This is a genomic window from Lonepinella sp. MS14434, from assembly GCF_042468235.1.
Classification (GTDB): Bacteria; Pseudomonadota; Gammaproteobacteria; order Enterobacterales; family Pasteurellaceae; genus Lonepinella.
The window spans coordinates 616,954-640,857 of sequence record NZ_CP170386.1 but is presented as its reverse complement, the minus strand read 5'-3'; the positions used below and the strand labels follow the sequence as shown (position 1 = coordinate 640,857).

Below are 23,904 nucleotides of genomic sequence, written 5' to 3'. Positions count from 1 at the left end.
ATCATAGCTCATAATGTGCGGTATTATTTTATCTTTTTAAGTGACAATAAGATATTTTCTATAAATCAACTTGATAATTTTCTGGGTATTCATTGTAACGAAATCTTTCTGATAATAAATTCTGAGTTACTCTGCCATACTACCAGAGTTCCATTGCTTCGCTTCATCCGGTCGGCGAATTTGTAACAAGAAACGTTGGTTGGCTTTGGCTTGTGGTTGAACAACTGTGCCAGATGGTGTTGAGAATGAAATTCCCCCTTTCAAGAGTTGTTGTACAGAACCTGTATTTACTTCAATACCCGACCAGCCCACACCAGCAGTATAGCCTGATGATAGCCAGAACTGTGTATTAGTGCGTACGAGATGAGCGTATTTATTATCAATGATAACGTAAATTAATACGCGATCGCCCATATTATTTAGTTCTAGATTACGAATTTTTCCCACATCTACACCACGATACATCACTGGTGATCCTGATGAGATATTTGATGCATCGGAAGTTTCTAAAATAATCGGAAAGCCATTAGAAAACTTATTATTTTGCCGTGTACTTTTATCATATAACACAAATTGTTTTTTGCTTTTACCTGAACCCACTTCAATATCAATATAGGGTTGTAACAGACTATCAATATTTTCAATCCCACCGGCTGAAATTTCGGGTGAAATAACCTTAAAGAGACTGCCCTCTTTGGCTACAATATTCATATAATTTGGATTCATTAAAGCTTTGGCAATGATTTTATTGTTGCTTTTATCTAAGTTGATACTGTCGATTTCTCCTACGGTTAACCCCATGTAACGTAAGCTCATACCTTTGCTTAAATTAGTGGCATCATTCGCAGTTAGGGTAATAACTTGACCAGCAGACTTAGCGGTTAATTCATTGGCGTAAAGGATTGTATTTTTGCCACTGCCTGAGTTATCAAAGCTGATTGCCCCTTTCAGTGAACGTCCTATTGGTGTGGCTTGAATGCTAATACCTTTTGGTGTAATGTCAATTTGAGCAGCACTTTCCACCCAAAATAGGCTATTGTTAGTTAATAAATGCATAAATTTAGGATAAATAGCAACATCGACATCAAAATAATCTTTCAATGGTCGAACATCTAAAATTTTACCCACTTCATATTGTCGATAAAGTACCAAAGAACCCTTGCTAATATTGGGTAATTGCGTCGTTTTTAAGGTTAAGGACAGTTTTAACTCATTTGCTGTTATACCGACTTCAGCACTTTCTTGATCTTTATAAATCGGATACTGTGCTTTAGCATGCCCTTGTTTATTATGATTAATAATTTTTACCCCACCTTGTAGCCAGTTACCGGCGGCTGGTGTTTGCATACGTAAGCCATCTGTACCAAGAGAAATATCAAAATTACTAGCAGCAATAAATAGCGTATCTGCATGAATGAGGTGTCGATAGGGGGGTAAAATGACTGCTTTAAATTCTACCCCATTGGTATCAACTTGTTGTTCCACTAATTTACCAATACTAATATTATTGTAATAAATTTCTTGCCCTTGGCTAATACCATAAGTTTCTGGCGCAATTAAGGTGAGCTGCAGGGCATTGGGCTGACTGAGTAATAATTCTTTTTCATTTAATACGCTAAATTCAATACTTGGCTCACCATCACCCGCAATAATTTCTAAGTATTGACCACGTAAAAGTTCAGGGAGTTTATCTAAATTGATTAAATCAACTTTAGGGGAACGAATAACTATTTTACTATGTTGACGTAAAATATCTTTAACGCTTGGGTTTAATAATAATTTGCCGGTACGATTATCACTGTCAATACTGGCATCTGACATTTGGGTTAACATACCCACTTGCATACCTTGATAAAATACTTCTGTTTTACCCGCTTGGAAATTGTTTTCTGATGGCAACGTCACATTGACTTCAATACCACGTTGAGCAGATGATAAATCAGGGTAGAGAGTATATTTCTGTTCATTTTCTGCAATGTCACTTTTTTCCGGTGAGTCAAAGGTGATCGCACCACGTACTACAGCTTGTAAGCTATCAATATTGAGATTAATCCCAGATAAATCCATATTGGCGCGAATGCCGCTAATATTCCAGAAATGACTATCTTTCTTGATTAAATGCGCATATTGTTTTTCAATGGCAACATTGATTTCCACTTGTTTTTGATCTTGGGTAAAGCGGTAATCTAATACTTTCCCTACGGGCATTTTTTTATAGAAAATAGATGCTCCTTGAGAAATGGAACCTAAATCATCAGATAATAAATGGATCAATAAATCACCTTCTGCCAGTTGTACGATTTGACTACCATTTTCCGCGGTAAAATCATATTTGTAATCCCCGTCTCCCGGCTGTAATGTAATATAATTGCCTGAAATTAACGTATCTAAGCCAGAAATTCCCGCTAAAGAAGCGTTCGGTTGAACAAGCCAAAATTTAGTATTTGCTCGTAACACGGTTTTAGCTTCAGGGTAAATACTGGCTTCGACTTTGACAAGTTTTAAATCGTCGGTAAAATTTACTTTTTTTACTAGACCAATTTGCAAGCCCTGATAGCGAATTTGGGTTTTATTTGCCACTAAGCCATCACCGTTCGTAAAAGTGATCCTTACAGTTTCACCTTGTTCTTTGATAATTTGAAAAAACAGCGAAGCACCAATAATTAGGGCAATAATTGGTAATAACCAAAAGGGTGAAATACTGCGACTTTTGCGAATTTTCGCAGGAATAATTGGCTGTTCTGTACTAACAGCAAGATTAGTTTGATTTTCTTTCGTCATAGATTTTCCAAAGTAAACGACTGTCAAAAGTAGTGGTAGCTATCATAGTTAAAAATACCGATAAGCCAAAATAAATGGCGGCAGGACCCACCGAGAAATTAATGATTTGTCCTCGCGTTACCAAAGACATCATTAACGATAATACGAATAAATCAAGCATTGACCAACGACCAACAAAATGCACTATATGAAATAAACGCATTTGCCATTTGATCGAATGTTGCCAATTAAAATGTATGCTAAATAATAAATATAGCATGATAATAATTTTGCTAAAAGGTACAAAAATACTGGCAAAAAAGACGACGAAAGCCACAAAATAACTTCCCATTTCTAGAAAGGATATGACCCCAGACATCAAGGTATCGCCAGTAGGTACATTCGTCATTGAAACATAAGAAATAGGAAATATATTGGCGGGAAAAATCATTACAATCCCGGCGATTAATGCTGCCCAAGTTTGTTGTAAGCTCGTTTCTGCGATTTTATTAGGTTCATTATGGCAGCGTGGACAACGATCTATACCTTTATGATCCTTAATAGGATGCTCAAAAGTATAATCACAACTGCTACAAAAGTGCGGTGGATTTTCTGCTGATATTTCCGATAATTTAACATGCTGTGGATAAAAATCATTCCACAATTCTTTTGGATTGATTTTGGCGAATAATAGCGTATTTAGCAATGCTGTAGCTAAGAACGCAATCAGATAAATATCAAAAGACAAGGTAGCATAATCACGTACTTTAAAGGAGGTTACGCCCAGTGCGACTAAATAAACATCAAACATTACCCAAGGTTTAATATAATCTATGGCAATTAATAAATTACGGGGTTTTTGGCGAGTAAGTTTGGCAAGCTGTAATAAAATCACCAATAACGAAAAGGATATTGGCATAAAAACCGCACAGAGAAAAATTAAAAATGCTGTATAAGGATAACCTTCCGTCGCCATTTTCCATATTCCGCCCCAAATTGAAGCATCCACTTGTGAGCCGAGTAAATCTACGCTCAATAATGGATATTTTAATGCAAACGGCATTAAAATTAGGATAGAAAGAGCAATAATAGCACAACGTTTTAACGACCAGCGATCTTCGGATTGTAAATCATGATGACAGCGTGGACATTCAGCATGTTCACCTTTTGCCAAATTAGAGACCGCTACTAATGCATTACATTCGCCACAACGAGCAATGTGATTAATTTGAAGATCTGAATCATCAGTAACGGGGAACGAATTTGTTTGCATAGCTATCTCATCTTAATTAAGCGAGGCTATTTTATACATTAATTGTCTATTTGCCAAATGTTGAATGTAAATAGTCGTCAAGCTGAGGATATTGAAATTGAAAACCTTGTGCTAATAATTTTTGCGGGCAAAGATTTTGGCTGTCTAAAATTAAACTCGCTCGTTCACCTAAGATCAGTTTGAGTACAAAAGCAGGTACAATGAAAAAAGCAGGGCGCTGTAATTGCTTAGCTAATAAGCGGTTAAAATCGGTATTGCGAATAGGATGTGGAGAACACAGATTAAATGCTCCTTGGCATTGAGTATTATGCAGAAGAAAATTAAGGGCGTTGACCATATCTTCAAGTGCTATCCAAGGCATAAATTGTAAACCATTGCCTAATTTTCCCCCTAGACCATAACGATATAAAGGTAACATTTTGGCTAATGCACCACCTTTCGGAGAAAATACCATACCGGTTCTTGACAAGCAAACTCGACAATGTGCTTGCAAGGCAGTTTTTTCCCATTGTTGACACAAACGAGCCGCAAAGTTTGTTGCTGCTGGATGTTCTTCCGTGACGATTTGTTCACCAGTATTGCCATAATAACCATAGGCAGATCCTGAAAGAAAACAGGTTGGAGATGTTTGACTAGCATTAATAAGTGCGGTTAATTTTTCGGTTAAATTAATTCGGCTTTGCCATAGGCGATCTTTCTGTCGGGTTGTCCAACGACGATCAAAAATCGGTTCACCAGCTAAATTGACCACTGCATCAAATGAATTAAAATTAGCAAAAACCTGTAAAGAATTCACCGCGGTTAAGCGATTAAATTCAGGGTGAGAATGAAAATGAGATAGTGCTTTTTCAGAGGAACGTGTCAATAACGTGACTTGATATTTCTGATCAAGCCAGAGATTAACAAGCTCTTGTCCGATTAATCCAGTGCCACCGGTGATAAAAATATGCATCTCTTTATAATGAATTCTCAAAAAGTTGTTGAATATTGGCAATAAGTTGCTTTATTGGTGTGTTGAGTGTTGGGGTTACAAAGATAGTATCGTCCCCAGCAATCGTGCCTAAAATACCGTCAGTTTTTCCTACTGAGTCTAATAAACGGGCAATTAATTGTGCAGCCCCCGGACTGGTCTTGATCACGATCAGCAAGGCATTATAATCAATATCTAACACCAGATTTTTCAATGGACTACTGGTATTTGGCACGCTTAATTCATTGGGCAAACAATACACCATTTCCATTCTAGTGTTGCGAGTTCGTACCGCACCAAATTTACTTAGCATACGAGAAACCTTGGATTGATTAATGCTACTAAATCCAAGCTCTTGCAGAGCATTTACAATTTCAACTTGTGAACTAAATTTTTCTTGTGCTAATAAATCCTTAAATGCTGTCATTAGGCTGTCATTTTTTGTTTCAATCATCACTTTTTGCTTATTTAGAATATGTTGCATAAATTTTGCATAAAAATGCAGAATTAATCAATAAAAATTTATTCATATTCACATAATTGATGAAAAATTTGAGCTAGATCGCAAATTTGCATTTTGTTATTTGAATTATATGGTTGTTATGTTTAAACTATAACAGATAGCTAGGTTTTGTAGCCATTTTGGTAATTACTGAATTGTTACAATACCTAATTTTTTAATATTTAAGGAGAAAACTATGAAAATTGCCGTTTTAGGTGCAGCAGGTGGTATTGGTCAACCACTATCACTTTTATTAAAATTACAACTTCCAGCAGGCTCAGAGTTAGCATTATATGATGTAGCTCCGATGACGCCGGGAGTGGCAAAAGATTTAAGTCATATCTCTACCGCTGTTAAAGTGGAAGGTTATGCTGGTGATGATATCGGTGCTGCATTGACCGGTGCTGATGTAGTAGTTATTTCTGCTGGTGTAGCAAGAAAACCGGGTATGGATCGTTCTGATTTATTCAATATTAACGCCGGTATTATCCGTGATTTAGTGCAACATGTGGCAAATTTTGCTCCAAAAGCTTGTATTGGCATCATCACTAACCCAGTAAATACTACCGTTGCTATTGCTGCTGAAGTATTGAAAAAAGCGGGCGTTTACGACAAACGTAGATTATTTGGTATCACCACGTTAGATGTATTACGTGCAGAAACCTTTGTTGCAGAACAAAAAGGTTTAGAAGTAGAACGTAACAGCATTCCAGTTATCGGCGGTCACTCAGGTACGACTATTCTTCCTATTTTCTCGCAAGTGCAATATGCTACTTGGGGTGACGAAGAAATCGTGGAATTAACCAAAAAAGTGCAAAATGCGGGTACTGATGTGGTGAATGCAAAAGCTGGGGCTGGTTCTGCCACTCTTTCCATGGCAATGGCTGCTGCGCGTTTTACTCAAGCTCTCGTGCGTGGCTTACAAGGTGAAACTGCGGTAGAATGTGCTTATGTTGAAGGCAACGGCGAATATGCTCGTTTCTTCTCACAACCAGTCCGTTTTGGTCGTGAAGGTGTTGCTGCATTATTACCTATCGGTGAATTAAGTGCCTTTGAACAAGAACAGCTTCAAGCAATGTTACCGCAATTAAAAGCGGATATTGAGCTGGGTGAGAAGTTTGTCGCTTAATTTGTAGATTATATTTTACCACACATTGGTAATTCAATATTAATCTGTACCCCAAAAGTTGGACTAATAACCAACCTAAGGTACAGATTTTTATAACTAAATATAATCAAATCTTTAAACAAATCATTGATCTTTACTTTAATCCATTTCACTGACCTATGAACACTTTCAACTCCCCCAAATAACTATCCAAAATTGGCTTGCTCGTTTTAATTATATCGGATATGAGAGACTTCAGGTTCAACATAAAAAACATCCCCTCTCATTCAAAGAAAAATTATCCATCATACGATCCGTATAAAACAGCGATGATCCCATAAAATTATTAATTTAAAATATGTCAAGAAAAGGGAACTGTTTGGACAATAGTACGATGGAGCGTTTTTGAGGACAGCTTAAAACGGAGGATTTTATCATAAGGATTTGATATATTTGAGCACTTGGAACAAAGGATCAATAACTATATCACCGATTACAATAATAAGCATATTGAGTTAAAATTAAAAGGACCGAGTCCTATTGAGTTCAGAACGCAGTCCTCAAATTAATCAATCGAACTTTCTAAGGGTCAGATCATTATCCCCAAAAAGTGCGGTATTTTTTATCGTATTTCCTCAGCTTTTAGAAAATTGCAACTGACAATCCCACAACAATACTTAATGAAAGTACAACCATCACCATTGCATAACCGAAATCACTCATATTTTTCTCCTATATATTTAAAGGGTATTAAAAATTATCTAAATTCACTATGCATTCTATCAGTTTAATTTATTTTTTCATACATTTTTTATGCTTTTCACTTTATAATAAGCAAAATTTTCAGGGAGATAAATATGGCAACAATTAAAGATGTAGCAAAAATGGCAGGTGTATCTACAACGACCGTTTCTCATGTCATCAATAATACAAGGCACGTTGCACAAGAAACTAAGCAAGCTGTAATGAATGCAATTCAACAACTTTGTTATTCACCTAGTGCTGTAGCTCGTAGCCTTAAAATTAATACGACCAAATCTATCGGTATGATCGTTACCACCAGTGAAGCTCCTTATTTTGCGGAAATAATCCAAGCCGTAGAAAGCCATTGTTACCGTCAAGGCTATTCCTTATTTTTATGTAATACCCAAAATGATGCAGAAAAAATTAAAAATCATTTGGAGATGCTAGCCAAAAAACGAGTCGATGGCGTACTTATTATGTGTGCTGAATATCACCAAGAGAGCCTTGATTTATTTAATAATTTCAGAGAATTACCGATGGTAGTTATGGAATGGGGAATTCAGCATAGTAATAACGATATAATTCTAGATAACAGTTTTAGTGGTGGTTATTTAGCAACCCAACATTTGATTGAAAATGGTCACCAAAAAATCGGGATTATTGCTGGCGAACTCAGCAAAACTACATCTCAAACTCGTTTCCGAGGTTTTGAAAAAGCCATGCATGATGCTGGACTCACACTAAATCCTAACTGGATTCAAGAAGGCTTTTTCGAACCCGAAGATGGTTATGAATGTATGAATAAGATTCTTGCACAGACAGAATTACCGACTGCGGTGTTCTGTTGTAATGATGTTATGGCATTAGGCGCAATTTCAGCTATTACCGAAAAAGGTTTACGAGTACCTGATGATATTTCAATTATCGGCTACGATAATATTCACTCATCTCGTTTTTATGCTCCTCCACTCACAACTATTCATCAATCTAAAGCAAGATTAGGTGAACGTGCCTTGAAATTACTGCTTGAACGTATTCATCATAAAAACAATGAAAAAGAAACCATTGAACTCTATCCAGAATTAATTGTGAGAAAATCTGTGAGAAGTATTAAGACTTAAGTCAAAAAAGACGAAAAAAGATAGAAACTACTCAAGTCTAAGACTGTTATCAATCCGTAAAGTAAACGCTCTACTTTTAGTAGTTAGATCATGAATATTCATTTTTTCAACATGTTTACCTTGAATTTCTGAACATTTTCCTCATTCTCTTGTCATATTCATACGCAAACTATTCACTTAATTTTAGAAAGGAAATATTATGAAAATGAAAAAAATGAGTTTTACCTTAACCGCTATTACATTAGGATTAGGTGTTTTAAGCACTCCATTTACCACTATGGCAGAATTACCAAATGAAGTGGCTGGCATAACTCTGCCAACCCTAGCCCCGATGCTAGAAAAAGTGCTTCCAGCGGTAGTTTCCATTAACGTTGAAGGTAAAGAACAAAACACCGCTAGAAATCAAGATATTCCCGATGAATTTCGTTTTTTCTTCGGCGATGATTTCTTTGGTAATCGTGGCGGATCTACACCACGCCAATTTAAAGGCATGGGCTCTGGTGTGATTATTAATGCACAAAAAGGCTATGTACTAACCAATAATCATGTTATTGATAAAGCAGATAAAATCACGGTGACGTTACAAGATGGACGAGAATTAAAAGGTAAAGTCATTGGTACAGATAAACAATCTGATGTTGCTTTAGTACAAGTAGAAAATCCGAAAAACTTAACCGAAATTAGTATTGCAGATAGTGATAAATTACGTGTAGGTGATTTTACTGTGGCTATTGGTAATCCATTTGGTTTAGGTCAAACCGTAACATCGGGTATCGTTTCCGCACTTGGTCGTTCTACGGGTTCTGATAGTGGCACTTATGAAAACTATATTCAAACCGATGCTGCGGTGAACCGTGGTAATTCAGGTGGACCATTAATCAATCTAAAAGGCGAATTGATCGGCATAAATACTGCCATTATTTCGCCAAGTGGTGGTAATGCGGGGATTGCCTTTGCGATTCCATCCAATATGGCAGATAATTTAGTAAAACAAATCATTGAATTTGGTGAAGTTCGTCGTGGCGTATTAGGCATTAAAGGGGGCGAGCTCAATGCAGATTTAGCTAAAGCCTTTAATATTGATGCACAACAAGGGGCATTTATTAGCGAAGTATTACCGAATTCTGCTGCTGCTAAAGCTGGCTTAAAAGCAGGTGACGTGATTACCGAATTAAACGGTCAAAAAATTAAAAGTTTTACCGAATTAAGGGCAAAAATTGCTACTTCTGGTGCCGGCAAAAAATTTGAACTCACCTATTTACGTGATGGTAAAGCCGAAAAAACCGAAGTTACCTTGCAAGCCGATGATTTTGTAAAATCTGGTGAAAACAGTACTGACGGTATTTTGCCAGCTCTTGAAGGAGCTCTTTTAACTAATGGAAAAGAAGGTATTGAAATCGAAAAAATCGAGAAAAATTCCCCGGCAGCCCAAAGTGGTTTAAAAGTCGGTGACGTAATTGTAGGTATTAACCGTCAACCGGTAAAAACATTAAAAGACCTACGCAACGCATTAGATGAGAAACCTTCTGCCATTGCTCTTAATGTGAAACGTGGACAAAATAATTTCTATTTATTAGTACAATAATTTTTCTAAGTTTCCTTCAAACGCTCTACCCCTAGTGAGTTGAATATTAAATCCAACTCACTAGGGGTAGATTTTTATGATTCAATACTCCTCATTCGGGAGCTGAAACTCTTATAGTGGACCATTCTAATAACAAAAAATGGAGAATACCAATCATAAATTAATTGAAAAATAGACTAGTTCTTAGAGTGCATTTTATATAATGTATTTTTAATCAATCCCCTCAATAAGCATCCCTTTTTTGAAATCAGATCAATTTTGTACCGTATTTATTTAATTAGCTTTCACCACATTAGCAATTTCTTCTGCACATTGTTGAGCAAGTTCGCCATCTTGGCATTCTACCATGACTCGAATTAACGGTTCAGTACCTGATTTACGTAATAAAATTCGACCTTTACCTGCTAAACGTTTTTCTACATCGGATGCTATAGATTTTACTGTATCACTTTCTAATGGATTCTCTCCACCAGCAAAACGTACATTAATTAATACTTGTGGAAATAATGGCACTGCCGTTACTAATTCATTCAAACTTAATTTGTGTTGTACCATAGCGGTCAATACTGCTAGTGATGCAATAATGCCATCGCCTGTAGTATTTTTATCCGAGATAATAATATGCCCTGAATTTTCACCGCCAAATTTCCAGTTATTTTCCTGCATTTTTTCCAATACATAACGGTCGCCTACGTTGGCTCGTAAGAATGGTACACCTAATTGTTTTAAGGCAATTTCAAGGCTCATATTGCTCATTAAAGTACCGACTACACCGCCTTTTAAATTACCAGAACGTAACGCTTCTCGAGCAATAATATAAAGAATTTGGTCGCCATCCACCATATTGCCTAAATGATCTACCATCATAATACGGTCACCGTCACCATCATAGGCTAAACCAACATCGGCTTTAGTTTCTAATACTTTGGCTTGCAATGCTTTAATATCTGTTGCTCCGCATTTTTCATTAATATTTAAACCGTCTGGTTCAGTACCGATCTCAATCACTTCCGCCCCAAGTTCACGCATAACACTTGGTGCAATGTGATAGGTTGCACCGTTAGCACAATCTAGTACGATTTTATAACCTTCCAAACTTAATTCTGTCGGGAATGTACCTTTACAAAATTCAATATAACGCCCTGAAGCATCATTAATACGGCTCGCCTTACCTAATTCTGCTGATGCCACACAATCCATCGGCTGATCTAACATGGCTTCAATAGCTTCTTCTACTTCATCAGGCAATTTTGTACCTTGGGCTGAGAAAAATTTAATCCCGTTATCATCATAAGGATTATGTGATGCTGAAATCACAACACCTGCTTCAGCACGGAAAGTACGAGTTAAATAAGCTACAGCTGGCGTTGGCATCGGACCAACAAACACGGCTGATAAACCTGCTGCGGTTAACCCTGCTTCTAAAGCGGATTCCAACATATAGCCAGAAATTCGCGTGTCTTTACCGATTAATACTTTTTTAGAACCTTGTGTTGCCAACACTTTACCTGCTGCCCAACCAAGTTTTAAGGCGAAATCTGGAGTAATTGGGAATATTCCCACTTTGCCACGTACGCCATCGGTACCAAAATACTTACGTTCTGCCATTTTTTGTTTTCCTTTTTTCTATTCTATAAAAATATTGTATTTTTAGGCGAATACATCATCCACCCTATATAAATATTACGCATTCATCATTGCTTGCCAAATTTTTAAGGCATCTGTGGTTTCTTCTACATCATGCACTCGTAAAATAGTTGCTCCATTTTGTGCGGCTAATAACGCCCCAGTAACACTACCGATTAAACGTTGATCCACTGTTTTGTCCAACACAGCACCTAACATTGACTTACGTGAAAGTCCTGCTAACACAGGATAACCTTGCACCGCAAAACGAGCTTGCTGTTGTAATAAGGTAAAATTATGTTGTACGGTTTTACCAAAACCAAAGCCGACATCCCAAATCACATTTTCCGCCTTTCCGCCTTGCTGCAAAAAAAGTGCGGTGCGATTTTGCAGAAATTCCAACACGTCTTCCACTACATTTTTATAGTATGGATTCGCCTGCATTGTTCGTGGTTGCCCTTGCATGTGCATCAGACAGGTTGGCAAAGCTAATTTCACCGCCGTTGTTAAGGCATCTGGTTCTTGCAATGCACGAATATCATTAATAATATCCATTCCAACTTTAGCACTTTCTGACATTACAATGGCTTTTGATGTATCAACCGAAATCCAACAATCAAAGTGTTTTCGCACCGCTTCAACCAAGGGAACCACACGCTCTAATTCTTCTTGTTCTGACACTTCTTGTGCATTTGGTCGAGTAGATTCACCGCCGATATCAATAATACTCGCACCAGCATTAAGCATTTTTTCCACTTGAAATAATGCTTTATCCAGTTGAAAAAATTGACCACTATCAGAAAAAGAATCAGGGGTAAAATTCAAAATTCCCATAATCTGGGGACGGGATAAATCTAAGACTTTATTATTCGCTTGAAGTTTCATATTCACTATATTAAAAATTAATATATAGCATATTATAGCGAAATATTACGCAAATAAACAGAAAAACACAAAACAAAAGGGATCATAATGATCCCTTTGTTTTATCTCGAATTATTCTGATTTATTATCCAAATTTTCACCTTTTTGCACCGCACTTTCAGCTTGCTTAGGCTCATCAGATTTCGTTTCAGTTTTAGTCGGTTCACCATGTCTTTTCTCATCCCAGCCGCTTGGTGGGGTTACTGGTTCACGCTTCATCAACTGTTTAATTTGCTCTTCTTCAATGGTTTCATATTTCACTAACGCATCTTTCATTGCATGCAAAATATCCATATTATCAATCAGAATTTGTCTTGCTCGATCATAGTTTCTTGCCACAATAGCACGCACTTCTTCATCAATCACGTGAGCAGTTTCATCTGACATGTGTTTGGCTTTCGCCATTGAACGCCCTAAAAATACTTCGCCATCATCTTCAGTATAAAGAATCGGTCCGAGTTTATCGGAGAAGCCCCATTGCGTAACCATATTACGAGCAATATTAGTCGCAACTTTAATGTCGTTAGATGCCCCCGTAGAAATATTTTCTTCACCGTAAATTAAATCTTCCGCTAAACGTCCTGCATACAAAGTAGAAAGTTTACTTTCTAATTGTTTTTGGCTAATGCTAACTTGATCACCTTCAGGCAAGAAGAATGTTACCCCTAACGCACGACCACGAGGAATAATGGTGACTTTATGCACTGGATCGTGTTCAGGCACAATATATCCTACAATCGCATGTCCTGCTTCATGATAAGCGGTGCTTTCTTTTTGCTTATCGGTCATAATCATGGTGCGACGTTCAGGTCCCATATTGATTTTGTCTTTAGCTTTTTCAAAGTCTAACATTGTTACCACACGCTTGTTACTACGAGCAGCAAATAATGCTGCTTCATTAACAAGATTTGCCAAATCTGCCCCTGAATAACCAGGTGTGCCACGAGCCAATGTCATGGCATCCACGTCATTATCTAATGGTACTTTACGCATGTGTACTTTTAAAATTTGCTCACGTCCACGCACATCAGGTAAACCAACCACGACTTGACGGTCAAAACGTCCTGGGCGAACTAATGCAGGGTCAAGCACATCAGGACGGTTAGTTGCAGCAATGACAATAATCCCTTCTTTACCTTCAAAACCATCCATTTCGACTAACATTTGGTTTAAGGTTTGTTCACGTTCATCATGACCACCACCTAAACCAGCTCCACGCTGACGACCAACGGCATCGATTTCATCAATAAAAATTAAACAAGGTGCATTTTTCTTCGCTTGCTCAAACATATCACGTACACGTGATGCCCCTACCCCCACAAACATTTCCACAAAATCGGAACCTGAAATCGTGAAAAATGGGACTTTCGCTTCGCCAGCAATGGCTTTTGCGATCAACGTTTTACCTGTCCCTGGTGGACCAACCATCAATACACCTTTTGGAATTTTACCGCCAAGATTTTGGAACTTGCTTGGATCACGCAGAAAATCGACTATTTCACCTACTTCTTCTTTAGCTTCATCACAACCCGCAACATCCGCAAAGGTCGTTTTAATTTGTTCTTTATTCAACATTTTTGCTCGGCTCTTACCAAAGCTCATTGCCTTGCCACCACCTTGCATTTGTCGCATAAAGAAAACCCATACCCCAATTAAGAACAACATTGGGAACCACGAAATTAAAATTTGCGATAATAAACTACGTTGTTCAGGTAATGCACCTTCAATTTTAACTTTTTGTTTTAACAGGTCATTGAGAATTTGACGATCTTCTAGTGGTGCAGGTAATACGGTAGTATATTTTGAACCATCTCTTTTAGTGACAAAAATTTCGCCCACTTCGTTAAATTTAGTTTGTGCAACTTGTTGATTTTCTACATCTGTCATAAATGTAGTGTAATCAATACGATTGTTTGTATCAGTTGAATTAAATCCTTGGTATGCCGTCATCATCACAACCGCAACAACTACCCAAAGGACAAGATTTTTAATCATATCGTTCAAGGTTTGACCCCATTTTAGTTAAAGTTAAAAAATTGCTGTTAGCTTACTATAAAATTGATATTAAGCAAAACAATCAATGCAATTAATGTTTATATCCTGTTGCTACAATATAGACTTCACGAGAACGATCTCGTGATGCTTCTGGCTTACGAACTTTGACCGTGGTAAAAAGTGAACGAATTTCTCGCAAATATTCATCAAAACCTTCACCTTGAAACACTTTCACCACAAAACTGCCCTTGCTTGCCAGCACTTGTTTGCACATATCTAATGCCAGTTCTACTAAATACATGGCTCGTGGAATATCCACTGACGGCATACCACTAAAATTCGGTGCCATATCTGACATCACAACATCTACTTTACTCTCACCTACTCGCTCAAGTAATGCAGCAAGCACATTTTCATCACGAAAATCCCCTTGCAAAAAGTCCACGCCTACAATAGGATCCATTTCCAAAATATCACAAGCAATGATACGACCGTTACCCCCAATCTGGCTAACCACATATTGTGACCACCCCCCAGGTGCTGCCCCAAGATCGACTACCGTCATGCCTTGTTTAAATAAGCGATCCGATTGCTGGATTTCATCTAATTTAAAATAAGCTCGAGAGCGTAATTTTTGTTTATGTGCTTTCTGCACAAACTGATCTTTAAAATGTTCATTTAACCAACGGCTTGAACTTGCCGATCTTTTTCTTCCCATAATTTCTTAAATTTTGTGGTAGTTTTTGTAATATAAGGCTAAAATAGCCTAATTCAAGCCAACTGCGGTATTTTTCACCGCACTTTTTTAATTTAGGATTATATTTATGTCAATGACATTATCAACCAAACAAAAACAATTTCTCAAAGGATTAGCCCATCATTTAAATCCTGTCGTCATGCTTGGTGGCAATGGTTTAACCGAAGGTGTTCTGGCTGAAATCGACAATGCTCTTAATTATCATGAGCTGATCAAAGTTAAAGTAGCTGGTGCGGATCGTGAAACTAAACAGCTCATTATTGATGCTATTGTGCGTGAAACCAAATCTACAGCAGTACAAACCATAGGTCACGTTGTGGTGTTGTATCGCCAAAGCGAAGAGAAAAAAATTTCGTTGCCGAAGAAATAATTTGCCCCCCATCCCCCCTTCGGGGACTTCCCCCCGCAAGCAGGGGGAAGAAAATTTTGCTCCAATCTATTCTCGCTAGAAAATTGTTTCTCCTATTCATTTTGCTCCCCCTACTTGCGGGGGGAGCTGTCCGAAGGAGTGAGGGGGTAACCCAAAAAAGCAAAATTATTTATATTCCACTTCCACAATCTCAAATTCTACCTTGCCACCAGGTGTAGTAATCGTAACTGAATCATCAACTTCTTTACCAACTAAGCCACGAGCTATAGGCGAATTAACGGAAATTAAACTTGATTTAATATCCGCTTCATCATCACCCACAATACGGTAACTCACTTCTTCTTCCGTATCCACATTTAACAGCACGACAGTTGCCCCAAAAATGACTTTGCCATTATTCGGCATTTTAGTCACATCAATAATTTGGCAGTTGGATAATTTACCTTCAATTTCTTGAATTCGTCCTTCACAGAAACCTTGTTGTTCACGAGCTGCATGATATTCGGCATTTTCTTTTAAATCACCGTGTTCACGAGCTTCCGCAATCGCTTTAATAATCTCTGGACGACGAGTGTTTTTCAAATAATCCAGTTCTTGTTTGAGTAGCTCTGCACCACGCACAGTCATGGGAATTTGTTTTAGCATTGTGTTTATTTATCCTTTTTTAGGTAAAAACAAAACCACGGCATTGAATTAACAATGTCGCAGTTAAAATAAGTTAAGAAAAAAGTTTACTCAATCGAGTTCGGAGTCTATTATTGTTCTTCTGACAAAAAATAGCAACCCTAAAAACACAACAATGAAGTATTTAAGCAAAAAATGGCTACTGGTCAGCCTTATTTTTTCCACACCAGTATTGTCACAAATAGATATTCCCACTATCGCACAACAATTACCACATGGAGCGAGTTTGGGCTTTATAGCCAAAAATCTCCATAATAACCAAATTATCACTCAATATAATGCCGACACATTTATGTTGCCAGCAAGTACCCAAAAGGTCTTTACGGCTTTAGCTGCCAAATTGACATTAGGCGACCAATTTCAATTTGAAACCAGTTTACTTACCAATGGTAAAATTCAAAATAATGGTTTAAACGGTGATTTAATTATCAAATTCACGGGTGATCCTGATTTAACCAGTGGTCAACTTTACACCTTATTAGCTCAACTAAAAAAACAAAATATTCAAAAAATCACTGGCAATCTGATTTTAGATACGTCAATTTTTGCTAGTCATGATCGCGGTTCTGGTTGGATTTGGAATGATTTAACTATGTGTTTTAACTCCCCCCCAGCCGCCGCCAATATTGACAATAACTGCTTTTATGTAGATTTAGATGCCAATCAAAGTGTCGGTGAAAATGTTAAATTTAACATACCTTCTCAATTCCCAATTCAGATCTTTGGTCAGGTGCAAGTGGTTAGTAATGAAGAATCTAATTATTGCCAGCTTGATGCTGTGGTTCATGACAATAACCGCTATCAAATCAAAGGTTGTATAGCCAGACAAAGTAAACCTTTTGGGCTAAGTTTCGCAGTGCAAGATCCCGATGCTTATGCAGCAGCAATCGTACAACGTCAATTAAGCCGTTTAGGTATTCAGTTTAACGGTAATGTACAAATTCCACGCCACCCACAGAAAGGTACATTATTAGCTCAACATTTCTCTAAACCACTGCCCGATTTATTGAAAAAAATGATGAAGAAATCAGATAACCAAATTGCGGATGCTCTATTCCGTACTATTGCTTATCAACATTACAAACGCCCAGCTACTTTCCAACTGGGAGCGATGGCATTAAAAAATATTTTAGCGAAACAAGCGGGTATCAAATTTGGTAATAGCATTGTGGCTGATGGCTCGGGGTTATCACGACATAATCTCATTGCTCCAGAAACCATGTTACAAGCACTTGAATATATGGCGAAAAATGAAAATACATTACACCTATTAGAAACCTTTCCGATTGCTGGCGTGGACGGTACGATCAGTGGACGTGGTAGCTTAACGCAACCACCTTTAGTGAAAAATGTACTTGCCAAAACAGGATCGTTGAAAGGGGTTTATAATTTAGCTGGTTTTATGACCAATGCTCGTGGCGAGAAAGTCGCCTTTGTACAATTTATTAATGGTTATTCTACTGGTGAGTTAGAAAATAAAACTAAACGAGCACCGTTAGTACAGTTTGAAAGTCAGATTTATAATGGCGTTTATGCAGAGTAATTTTTTATGTTGAACATCTGATCTTCTTCAACATAATTAAAATTGGGTTTCCCACCCGAGAAACCCAATTTAGCGATAAAAAACAAATCCTAATGCTTAAAGCATATTCTTCTCGCCCCGAGAAAGACTAATCAAGCCAGATCTCACAATTTCCAGCACACTGGTTTCTTCTTTCAAAGCATGAATAAAGGCATCTAATTTATCTTTTGTACCAGATAATTGCACCGTATAAGATTTGGTGGTGACATCCACAATTTGTCCACGGAAAATATCGGTCAAACGTTTGATTTCATCACGTGATGTGCCTGTGGCACGAACTTTCACTAACATCACTTCACGTTCAACGTGTTCACAACCACTTAAACTAATCACCTTAAACACATCGACTAATTTATGTAATTGCTTTTCTATTTGCTCTAACACTTGCTCATCACCAGATGCTTCAATCGTCATACGAGAAAGGGTTGGATCATCGGTTGGTGCAACGGTTAGGCTTTCAATATTAAAGGCTCGTTGAGAAAATAAGGCGACAACACGAGATAATGCACCTGATTCATTTTCTAATAATACTGATAAAATTCTACGCATTTTCTGTTTCTCCTTATTCTTTATTTGGTGCACACAATAACATGTCATTCATCGCACCACCACGTAATTGCATTGGATATACATTTTCAGTGGCATCAACCAACACATCCACAAACACCAATTTATCTTTAATCGCAAAGGCTTGACTAAGTTTTTCTTCTAATTCATCAGCGTGATCAATCTGAATACCAACATGTCCATAGGCTTCCGCTAATTTAGTAAAATCAGGCAAAGAATTCATATAAACTTGTGAATGACGACCTGAATAAATCAAATCTTGCCATTGTTTCACCATGCCTAAGAAACGGTTATTTAAACTCACAATGATAATCGGCGTATCATATTGTTTTACGGTAGAAAGTTCTTGAATATTCATTTGAATACTGCCGTCCCCCGTAACACAAACCACAGTGCTTTCTGGGTGAGCAAATTTCACCCCGATAGCCGCTGGCAGACCAAAACCCATTGTCCCAGCCCCACCTGAATTAATCCAACGACGTGGTTCATCAAAGGGATAATGTAAAGCTGCAAACATTTGATGTTGCCCGACATCAGAAGCGATATAGGCATCGCCTTTGGTCAAACGATAAATGGTTTCAATCACCGCTTGTGGCTTAATCTCTTTCGAAGTGCGGTCAAATTCAAGACATTTTTTCGCTTTCCATTGATCAATTTGTTGCCACCATTCAGTTAAATCAGATTGGGATTTCACTAAATTTTCATCTTTTAATAAGGCTAAAAATTCGCTAAACACATTATCCACACTACCCACAATCGGAATCGAAGCTGGAATATTTTTTGAAATAGACGTTGGGTCAATATCAATTTGAATCACTTTAGCATGAGGGCAATATTTGTTCACATTGTTGGTAGTGCGATCATCAAAACGTACCCCCACCCCTAAAATCAAATCAGACTCGTGCATAGCACAGTTGGCTTGATAGGTACCGTGCATACCTAACATACCTAGGAATTGACGATCGGTTGCTGGATAAGCCCCCAACCCCATCAAGGAAGAAGTGACTGGCAAATTTAATAATTGAGCAAATTGTCTAACTTTCGCACTACTATTATTAATAATAACCCCGCCGCCCACATATAAAACAGGTTTTTTCGCCACTAATAAGGCTTTCAAGGCTTTTTTGATTTGTCCTTTATGTCCTTGTGAATTTGGATTATAAGAACGCATACTAATTTCTTTTGGATATTCATAAGGATATTTATTTTCAGGATTCACCATATCTTTTGGAATATCAATCACCACTGGACCTGGGCGACCTGTTGAAGCAATATAAAAGGCTTTTTTAATGATGGTTGGAATATCTTCTGGACGCTGAATAATAAAACTATGTTTTACTACTGGACGAGTAATACCGATAGTATCACATTCTTGGAACGCATCTGTACCGATTAAATGAGAAGGGACTTGACCAGTCAACACCACTAACGGAACGGAATCCGCATAAGCAGTAGCAATCCCTGTAATCGCATTGGTTGCACCTGGACCTGATGTGACTAACACACAACCCACTTCACCCGTTGAACGAGCATAACCATCTGCCATGTGAACAGCAGCTTGTTCATGGCGAACTAGCACGTGTTCAATCCCACCTAAGGTATGAATTGCATCATAAATATCTAATACTGATCCACCTGGATAACCAAATAAATATTTTACACCTTGATCACGTAAAGATTGCACAACCATTTCTGCACCTGATAATTTCTTCATAAAATCACTCCGTTTTTACTGACAATTTCTACAGAATTTTGAACCGCACTTTTTATTAAAAGGAAATATTCCTTAATTTGTGAAATTAGTGTACTAAATTCTGGTTAATTGTCTATTCTTTTTTTAGCTTAAAAAACCAACTTTATCAGAATAAAATTCTAAATTTATTAAAATAACAATATTTAATAAATAAAAATTATCAAAAAGATAAAAAATGCGACATAAAGCCGCATTTTATAAACCTAGAACAAAATAAAATTTTTATTTAAAAATTTGAAGCAGATCACATTTTTAACGTTTCTTACTGACAAATATAGCAATAAACAACACTGCTCCTGTGGTAATGAAACCAAGCCAACCCGATTGCGTAAAACCAATCACTAAATAGCCTATGGTTGTGGCTAACGCCACTAATAACGCATAAGGTAATTGGGTAGTCACGTGATCGATATGGTTACATTTCGCCCCTGTTGATGACAGGATCGTGGTATCTGAAACTGGTGAGCAATGATCTCCACACACTGCACCAGCCATTACCGCAGATAAACAAGGTAATAATAATTCAGGTGAAGCATTAACAGCGATAGCTGCGGCAATGGGTAACATAATCCCAAAAGTTCCCCAGCTCGTTCCCGTTGAAAATGCCATTGCCGAACCTAAAATAAATAAAATAGCGGGTAAAAATGCTGGATTTAAATTATCTGAAATCAAAGTAGAAAGATATTTCCCTGTTTGCATATCACCCACGATTTTATTAATCGTCCAAGCAAAGAATAAAATAGCAATAGCACCTAGCATGGATTTAATACCCACGATCCATGCCTTGCCATATTCATTTATACTGACATTTCTATTCACCGCAATTAATAATGTAGATACAATCAATGCACTGACCCCACCAACCACTAATGAGATTCCTACGGTAGTATTTTCAAAAGCACCTAAGATACTAAAAGGTTTACCGTCTGCGGCTAAAACATCGTTACCCGTTTTCATCATCATAGCAACAGTGGCTAAAATCAGAGTTAAAATCGGTAACACCAAATTACGCACTTTTCCTGAGCTTTGTTGCTGAATTTCTGTCTGTGTTTCTGCTTGTTCTAAGGCTACTTTCTCATGGCGAGCCATTGGTCCAATATCAAAAGAAAAATAAGCCACCACAAAAACCATTATCATGGAAAAAATAGCATAAAAATTCATCGCACTCATGGTGATGAAAGCACTAAATGGAGTATAACCCGTAATAGCATGTTCTGCTAATAAACCTGCAATTAGCGTCATAATATAAGCACCCCAGCTAGAAACTGGCATCATGACACACATAGGTGCGGCGGTAGAATCCAGAATATAGGCTAATTTAGCACGAGAAACATGGAATTTATCCGTCACAGGGCGAGCAATGGCACCCACCGCTAAACTATGGAAATAATCGTCAATAAAGGTTACAAAGACTAAACAAGCTGCCATTAATTTTGCCCCACGGCGATCTTTAATACGTTGTTGCGCCCATTCAGCAAATGCTTGATTACTTCCAGAAACACTTAAAAGTGCGGTTAAAATACCAAGTAATAATAAGAAAAGAATGATATGCACATTACTCTCATTGAGTGCGAATACCCCATCTTCTACTGTATAAACGAGTGAAGACACACGTTCCAAAAGATAACTTAATGCTAAACTGAAATCTGATCCAGTTAACATTAATGCCCCAACAATAATACCCACGCTTAATGACAATAAAACTTTACGTGTAATAATGGCTAAACCAAGGGCTAATAATGGTGGTAAAACCGACCACATTGAAGAAGAAAAATCGATAAGTTCCATTCGTTCTCTACCTAAAAGTAAGGGAGAACCACTGACATCAGTTCACATTAAATAATGTTAAAATGATTTAAAGATAAAGGTAGTTAATAAAACTACCCTAACAGTAGCGCTCCATAGTAAATAAACAGGTATAAGATTTTTAGTTAAAATATCATACCCTAGACTATGACAGTAACGTTTCTTTCGATAACGTCACCAACCAATCAAAATGACTTTTAATTGATTTCGGCAAATATTCCTTTCTTTTTCCTTCTCCGTTATCCACTCCGAAAAAATACTTATAATATTCGCACCTCTACATTTGTAGGATTTGCAAAGATTACCTGAATAATACATAAATGCCAACAGGTTTTTTATATATATAAACAGAAAAAACAAAATATTTACAAAAAAGTATAATAAGGATATGATTATTAACCATGTCAAATCAACTTAAGGAGAATAAAATGAGTGATTTAGCAAACACATTAAATAATTTACGCAATTTACGTGCCGCCATTAATACTATTGATTTAAGCAAAGCGGAAAAAATTCTAGAGAAATTACAAATTATTATCGATGAAAAACGTAAAAAAGCAGAAGCAGAAATCAAAGAAATAAAGGCTCGCCAAGAACTCATTAAAAAATATCAAGCTGAACTAAAAGAAAAAGGTATTTCTTTATCCGAATTACTTTCTGACGTTAAAGAAACAAAAAGTAAAAAAACGCGTAAATCACTTCCTGCAAAATATAAATATATTGATAACAAAGGTGAAGAACGTACATGGAGCGGACAAGGTCGTACACCCTTAGTTATTAAAAAAGCATTAGAAGAGGGTAAATTGCTAGATGATTTTAAAATTTAAGCAATCTTAAATTTAATAATAAAACCCATTTAAAAATGGGTTTTATTTGTTTACCAGAATAGGAACTATAATATGATTGAAAATAAAATTTTGCTAACCGATTGCCCTGATGATAAAGGATTAATCGCCAAAATAACCAATATCTGCTACAAACATCAATTAAATATTGTACATAATAATGAGTTTGTCGATTTTGAAACAAAACATTTTTTTATGCGAACTGAATTACAAGGTATCTTTAATGAAGAAACACTACTCGCCGATTTAGCATTTAGCCTGCCACAAGGCACAAACTGTCGTTTAATAGATTCAAATCGTAAAAAACGCATTGTCATTTTGGTCACCAAAGAAGCCCATTGTTTGGGTGATATATTAATGAAAACCTATTATGGCGGATTAGATCTTGAGATTGCCGCGGTGATTGGAAATCATGAGAGTTTACGTTCTCTTGTGGAACGTTTTGATGTGCCTTTTCATTGCGTCAGTCACGAAAATTTAACTCGGATTGAACACGATAAATTATTAGCCGAAAAAATTGATGAATATCACCCAGATTTAATTGTGCTAGCCAAATATATGCGGGTATTAAATCCAGAATTTGTAGCTCGTTACCCAAATCGTGTGATCAATATTCACCATTCTTTTTTACCAGCTTTTATTGGTGCTAATCCTTATAAACGAGCTTATGAACGTGGGGTAAAAATTATTGGTGCCACAGCACATTTTATTAATAATGAATTAGATGAGGGTCCGATTATTATGCAAAATGTGATTAATGTGGATCATACCTATTCGGCGGAAATGATGATGAAAGCGGGACGAGATGTGGAAAAAACGGTACTAAGTCGAGCGTTAGATTTAGCCATCCATGATCGTTTATTTGTATTCCAAAATAAAACTATCGTTTTATAATCGCTATTCTATTAATTTAAGAATATAAAAAATCCCCA

The 23,904-nt window shown here is 37.0% G+C and carries 20 protein-coding genes and 1 riboswitch; of the genes, 8 read left to right on the top strand and 12 right to left on the bottom strand.

All coding sequences use genetic code 11. The features are described 5' to 3' along the window. Positions 1–126: 126 nt before the first annotated feature. The 4 genes from O1Q79_RS03230 to argR are packed head-to-tail and all read right to left on the bottom strand — an operon-like array spanning position 127 to position 5,457. Positions 127–2,781, bottom strand: coding sequence for an MlaD family protein (locus O1Q79_RS03230; protein ID WP_386692920.1), 2,655 nt, complete (start codon positions 2,779–2,781; stop codon positions 127–129). Further along, a complete protein-coding gene (locus O1Q79_RS03225; protein WP_386692919.1) occupies positions 2,759–4,033 on the bottom strand; it encodes a PqiA/YebS family transporter subunit in 1,275 nt (424 codons plus the stop codon). The genes O1Q79_RS03230 and O1Q79_RS03225 overlap by 23 nt, the downstream gene beginning before the upstream one ends. A gap of 46 nt (positions 4,034–4,079) precedes the next feature. After that, a complete protein-coding gene (locus O1Q79_RS03220; protein WP_386692918.1) occupies positions 4,080–4,985 on the bottom strand; it encodes a TIGR01777 family oxidoreductase in 906 nt (301 codons plus the stop codon). Between the two features lie 4 nt (positions 4,986–4,989). Next, a complete protein-coding gene (gene argR / locus O1Q79_RS03215; RefSeq protein WP_386693341.1) occupies positions 4,990–5,457 on the bottom strand; it encodes a transcriptional regulator ArgR in 468 nt (155 codons plus the stop codon). A gap of 244 nt (positions 5,458–5,701) precedes the next feature. Between argR and mdh the strand changes: the two genes are divergently transcribed. From mdh to O1Q79_RS03195, 4 genes are all read left to right on the top strand, one after another. Further along, the gene (mdh, locus tag O1Q79_RS03210) at positions 5,702–6,634 is read left to right on the top strand and encodes a malate dehydrogenase (RefSeq protein WP_386692917.1); all 933 of its coding nucleotides are present in this window, start codon (positions 5,702–5,704) and stop codon (positions 6,632–6,634) included. A gap of 440 nt (positions 6,635–7,074) precedes the next feature. Then, on the top strand, positions 7,075–7,182 hold the full coding sequence (locus O1Q79_RS03205) for an IS3 family transposase (protein ID WP_386692915.1): 108 nt from the start codon (positions 7,075–7,077) through the stop codon (positions 7,180–7,182). A 288-nt stretch (positions 7,183–7,470) separates the two neighbouring features. Then, complete coding sequence (gene purR, locus O1Q79_RS03200; protein ID WP_386692914.1) at positions 7,471–8,478, top strand: HTH-type transcriptional repressor PurR; 1,008 nt, start codon at positions 7,471–7,473, stop codon at positions 8,476–8,478. A 205-nt stretch (positions 8,479–8,683) separates the two neighbouring features. After that, the gene (locus O1Q79_RS03195; RefSeq protein ID WP_386693340.1) at positions 8,684–10,063 is read left to right on the top strand and encodes a Do family serine endopeptidase; all 1,380 of its coding nucleotides are present in this window, start codon (positions 8,684–8,686) and stop codon (positions 10,061–10,063) included. Positions 10,064–10,336: 273 nt separating this feature from the next. On the opposite strand, the gene glmM is transcribed toward O1Q79_RS03195, so the two are convergent. The 4 genes from glmM to rlmE all read right to left on the bottom strand — a co-directional run bounded on the left by glmM (position 10,337) and on the right by rlmE (position 15,326). Further along, a complete protein-coding gene (glmM, locus tag O1Q79_RS03190; protein ID WP_386692913.1) occupies positions 10,337–11,671 on the bottom strand; it encodes a phosphoglucosamine mutase in 1,335 nt (444 codons plus the stop codon). Positions 11,672–11,746: 75 nt separating this feature from the next. Continuing rightward, the gene (gene folP / locus O1Q79_RS03185; RefSeq protein ID WP_386692912.1) at positions 11,747–12,574 is read right to left on the bottom strand and encodes a dihydropteroate synthase; all 828 of its coding nucleotides are present in this window, start codon (positions 12,572–12,574) and stop codon (positions 11,747–11,749) included. Positions 12,575–12,685: 111 nt separating this feature from the next. Then, on the bottom strand, positions 12,686–14,608 hold the full coding sequence (ftsH, locus tag O1Q79_RS03180) for an ATP-dependent zinc metalloprotease FtsH (RefSeq protein WP_386690230.1): 1,923 nt from the start codon (positions 14,606–14,608) through the stop codon (positions 12,686–12,688). A gap of 91 nt (positions 14,609–14,699) precedes the next feature. Then, entirely contained in the window at positions 14,700–15,326 is a 627-nt protein-coding gene (rlmE, locus tag O1Q79_RS03175) for a 23S rRNA (uridine(2552)-2'-O)-methyltransferase RlmE (RefSeq protein WP_386692911.1), read from the bottom strand. A 106-nt stretch (positions 15,327–15,432) separates the two neighbouring features. On the opposite strand from rlmE, the gene yhbY reads away from it, so the two are divergent. Beyond that, on the top strand, positions 15,433–15,735 hold the full coding sequence (gene yhbY, locus O1Q79_RS03170) for a ribosome assembly RNA-binding protein YhbY (protein WP_386685982.1): 303 nt from the start codon (positions 15,433–15,435) through the stop codon (positions 15,733–15,735). Positions 15,736–15,900: 165 nt separating this feature from the next. Here the strand turns inward: yhbY and greA are convergent, their stop codons facing one another. Beyond that, positions 15,901–16,380, bottom strand: coding sequence for a transcription elongation factor GreA (greA, locus tag O1Q79_RS03165; protein WP_386685980.1), 480 nt, complete (start codon positions 16,378–16,380; stop codon positions 15,901–15,903). Between the two features lie 154 nt (positions 16,381–16,534). Between greA and dacB the strand changes: the two genes are divergently transcribed. Next, positions 16,535–17,962, top strand: coding sequence for a serine-type D-Ala-D-Ala carboxypeptidase (dacB, locus tag O1Q79_RS03160; RefSeq protein ID WP_386692910.1), 1,428 nt, complete (start codon positions 16,535–16,537; stop codon positions 17,960–17,962). Positions 17,963–18,058: 96 nt separating this feature from the next. Here dacB and ilvN read toward each other — a convergent pair whose 3' ends face one another. From ilvN to O1Q79_RS03145, 3 genes are all read right to left on the bottom strand, one after another. Beyond that, on the bottom strand, positions 18,059–18,550 hold the full coding sequence (ilvN, locus tag O1Q79_RS03155) for an acetolactate synthase small subunit (protein WP_386685976.1): 492 nt from the start codon (positions 18,548–18,550) through the stop codon (positions 18,059–18,061). A gap of 13 nt (positions 18,551–18,563) precedes the next feature. Further along, entirely contained in the window at positions 18,564–20,282 is a 1,719-nt protein-coding gene (locus O1Q79_RS03150; protein ID WP_386685973.1) for an acetolactate synthase 3 large subunit, read from the bottom strand. Positions 20,283–20,573: 291 nt separating this feature from the next. Beyond that, the gene (locus O1Q79_RS03145; protein WP_386692909.1) at positions 20,574–22,109 is read right to left on the bottom strand and encodes a Na+/H+ antiporter NhaC family protein; all 1,536 of its coding nucleotides are present in this window, start codon (positions 22,107–22,109) and stop codon (positions 20,574–20,576) included. Between the two features lie 96 nt (positions 22,110–22,205). After that, a riboswitch (Lysine riboswitch) is annotated at positions 22,206–22,415 on the bottom strand. 140 nt (positions 22,416–22,555) lie between these two features. Here O1Q79_RS03145 and O1Q79_RS03140 point away from each other — a divergent pair. Beyond that, the gene (locus O1Q79_RS03140; protein ID WP_386692908.1) at positions 22,556–22,954 is read left to right on the top strand and encodes an H-NS family nucleoid-associated regulatory protein; all 399 of its coding nucleotides are present in this window, start codon (positions 22,556–22,558) and stop codon (positions 22,952–22,954) included. Between the two features lie 72 nt (positions 22,955–23,026). Continuing rightward, a complete protein-coding gene (gene purU / locus O1Q79_RS03135) occupies positions 23,027–23,866 on the top strand; it encodes a formyltetrahydrofolate deformylase (RefSeq protein ID WP_386692906.1) in 840 nt (279 codons plus the stop codon). Positions 23,867–23,904: the final 38 nt, after the last annotated feature.